This is a genomic window from Motilibacter deserti (assembly GCF_011250635.1).
Taxonomy (GTDB): domain Bacteria; phylum Actinomycetota; class Actinomycetes; order Motilibacterales; family Motilibacteraceae; genus Motilibacter_A; species Motilibacter_A deserti.
The window spans coordinates 1-3,063 of the sequence record NZ_JAANNP010000165.1 but is presented as its reverse complement, the minus strand read 5'-3'; the positions used below and the strand labels follow the sequence as shown (position 1 = coordinate 3,063).

At 72.8% G+C, this 3,063-nt stretch carries 3 protein-coding genes; 1 reads left to right on the top strand and 2 read right to left on the bottom strand.

Translation table 11 applies throughout. From position 1 onward, the window contains the following. Positions 1-22 precede the first annotated feature (22 nt). Both rnpA and rpmH read right to left on the bottom strand, forming a co-directional pair. Positions 23-496 (bottom strand): ribonuclease P protein component, encoded by a 474-nt coding sequence (gene rnpA / locus G9H71_RS21835; protein WP_166284874.1) that lies wholly within the window; start codon positions 494-496, stop codon positions 23-25. 35 nt (positions 497-531) lie between these two features. Next, positions 532-669 (bottom strand): 50S ribosomal protein L34, encoded by a 138-nt coding sequence (gene rpmH, locus G9H71_RS21830; protein ID WP_166284873.1) that lies wholly within the window; start codon positions 667-669, stop codon positions 532-534. Between the two features lie 555 nt (positions 670-1,224). Between rpmH and dnaA the strand changes: the two genes are divergently transcribed. Beyond that, on the top strand, positions 1,225-2,787 hold the full coding sequence (gene dnaA / locus G9H71_RS21825) for a chromosomal replication initiator protein DnaA (RefSeq protein ID WP_407939787.1): 1,563 nt from the start codon (positions 1,225-1,227) through the stop codon (positions 2,785-2,787). The last annotated feature ends 276 nt before the right edge of the window (positions 2,788-3,063 follow it).

Genomic DNA, 3,063 nt, shown 5'->3' with positions numbered 1-3,063 from the left:
TCATGCCGTGCTCATCCCGTGCTCACGCCGGGCTCTGGGCCGGACGGCGCGCAGCCCGCAGGGCCTGGCCCAGGGCGCGGTCGAGCTCGTCCGCGAGCACCGAGAACCGGACCGCCGCGGACGCCGGCAGCGCCCGCACCACGACGCGCGAGCCCGCGGGCAGCAGGTCCAGGCGGTCGCGCACGAGCGCGCGCAACCGACGGCGTACGCCGTTGCGCACGACTGCGTTGCCCACGGCCCGGGACACAGCGAAGCCGACGAGCGGGAAGCTCGCCGGCTGGCTGCTGGCTGTCGAGACCGGGGCCGACCCTCCCGTACCGCCGGCGCCGTCCGCCGCGACGGCCGCGACCTCGGCGACCGGCGTCCCCGCCTCGGGCTCGGCAAGCCGCACGTGGACGACCACGCACCGGCTCGCACCCCGGCCGCTACCCGGCCCGCGCCGAAGAGCGACGGCAAAGTCGGTTCGGGAGCGCAGGCGCGCAGCGGCCGGAAGCACGGACGGGGACCGTTTCGGGGGAGGTGGGCCGCCCGTCAGGCGGAGAGGCGCTCGCGGCCCTTGCTGCGCCGCGCGGCGAGGATGGCGCGCCCGGCGCGGGTGCGCATGCGCAGCCGGAAGCCATGGGTCTTGCTGCGACGCCGGTTGTTCGGCTGAAAGGTGCGCTTGCTCACGGGTTGAGGCTCCTGCGTCCGTTCCGGGGGAAGGGCGATGCCTGACGGGTCTGGCTTCCCGACCGGCGTCCGCGACCGTGGTCGTGAGCGCACCGGAAGGATTCGGGCAGCCGTCAGGCACTGCTCGACCAACCCACGGTACGGGGGCCGCTCGGGGACGGTCAAACCCACGGCACGGCACGCACGGCGAGGGGTCCCCCGCAACACGGCGGCAAACTCAGCCGCATAGTCTCTCCCAGCACGTTCGGCGTCGCCGTGGCGACACGCTGACGCCGGAGGAGAAGTTCCTCCCGGTCGCCCGGTGCACCTGCAGGTGCCACTCCCGAGCTTCCGGGATGCACCCGGACGAACGGCGTTGCCGGAGGCGGTTGAACGACCTGCCCGCCGTTGTTAGCGTCGTCCGCCGTACCGCCCGTCCCCAACCTGTGGACACGGCTGTGGAAACAGGCTGAGCCCGGCTCGTGCGCACCGGGCGTTGCAGGATGACGAGGAGGACCGGTGGCCGACGAGTCGTTGAACCTCGCCGCTGTGTGGCGACGGGCTCTGGAGGAGCTCGTGGTCGAGGCGGAGCTGGCACCGCGCTCGCGGTCGTTCCTGCGCCTGACCAAGGCGGTCGGCCTGCTCGACGGGACCGCGCTGATCGCGGCGCCCAACGACTTCACCAAGCACCAGCTCGAGACCGAGCTGCGCGGCCTGCTCGCCGCCACGCTGGCCCGCGCGCTGGGCCACGACGTGCGCGTCGCGGTGACCGTCGACCCCGACCTCAACCTCACCGACGACGGCCAGCCGGCCCCCGCGGCCACGGGCCTTCCCGGCGAGGACGACTCCGCCGGCCACCGCGCCGCGCCCCATGCCACCGACGGTGCCGGCCCGCAGGCGCTCGACTCCGTCGCACCGGTCACTCCGCTGCCTGCGCCCGCTCCAGTGCCCGAGGCCGCCGGCGCCGCGGCTGCTGCGACGGCCGGCTCGACCGGCCCCGTTGCCCCGGTCCCCTCGCCGGTGCCCGCCGCCGGCCCGGTCGCCGCGGACCCGTTCCGCCCCGGCACCGGGCGCGAGCCGGGCGTGCGCCGCGAGGCCGAGCCGCCACGGCTCAACCCGCGCTACGTCTTCGAGACGTTCGTCATCGGCGCGAGCAACCGCTTCGCCCACGCGGCCGCCGTCGCCGTCGCGGAGGCGCCGGCCAAGGCCTACAACCCGCTCTTCATCTACGGGGAGTCCGGGCTCGGCAAGACCCACCTGCTCCACGCGATCGGGCACTACGCGCCGCATCTCTACCCCGGCGTGCGGGTGCGCTACGTGAGCTCGGAGGAGTTCACCAACGACTTCATCAACTCGATCCGCGACGACCGGCAGTCCGCCTTCCGCGACCGCTACCGCGACGTCGACATCCTGCTCGTGGACGACATCCAGTTCCTGGAGAACAAGGAAGGGACCCAGGAGGAGTTCTTCCACACCTTCAACACGCTCTACAACGCCAGCAAGCAGATCGTGCTGTCCAGCGACCGCCCGCCCAAGCAGCTGGTGACGCTGGAGGACCGGCTGCGCAGCCGGTTCGAGTGGGGTCTCATCACCGACGTCCAGCCGCCGGACCTGGAGACGCGGATCGCGATCCTGCGCAAGAAGGCCGCGCAGGACGGGCTGGCCGCACCGCCCGAGGTGCTCGAGTACATCGCGAGCAAGATCTCGACCAACATCCGCGAGCTCGAGGGCGCCCTCATCCGGGTGACGGCGTTCGCCAGCCTCAACCGGCAGGGCGTCGACCTGGCCCTCGCCGAGATCGTGCTCAAGGACCTCATCCCCGACGACTCGGGGCCGGAGATCACGGCGGCCACGATCATGGCCCAGACGGCGGCCTACTTCGGGCTGACGATGGACGACCTGTGCGGGCAGTCGCGCTCACGGGTGCTCGTGCAGGCCCGGCAGATCGCGATGTACCTCTGCCGCGAGCTCACCGACCTGTCGCTGCCCAAGATCGGCCAGCAGTTCGGCGGCCGCGACCACACGACGGTCATGCACGCCGACCGCAAGATCCGCCAGCAGCTCGGCGAGCGCCGCTCGCTCTACAACCAGGTCCACGAGCTGACCAACCGGATCAAGAGCCAGTCGCGCAAGGGCTGAGCCCCGCCCGCAGCGCCCCCAGCCGTCCCGGCACCGCCAGAGCCGTCCCGTACGCCACGGGGCGGCTCTTCGGCTTCCTGCGGCTGCTCTGCGGCTTGCTGCGGTCCCCTGGGCCTGCCGCCGCGCGCTGCCGTCCTCGAAGCCCGCTCGTGACGCGTCGCGCTCCTCTTCTCGCCTTCCCCCGGGCGAAGGGCCGCGTCTACACCCATCCCGCGTCCGTACACAAGATGGGGACAACGCTGTGGATTACTGGGGGCCCGGCCGGGGAATCCGTGT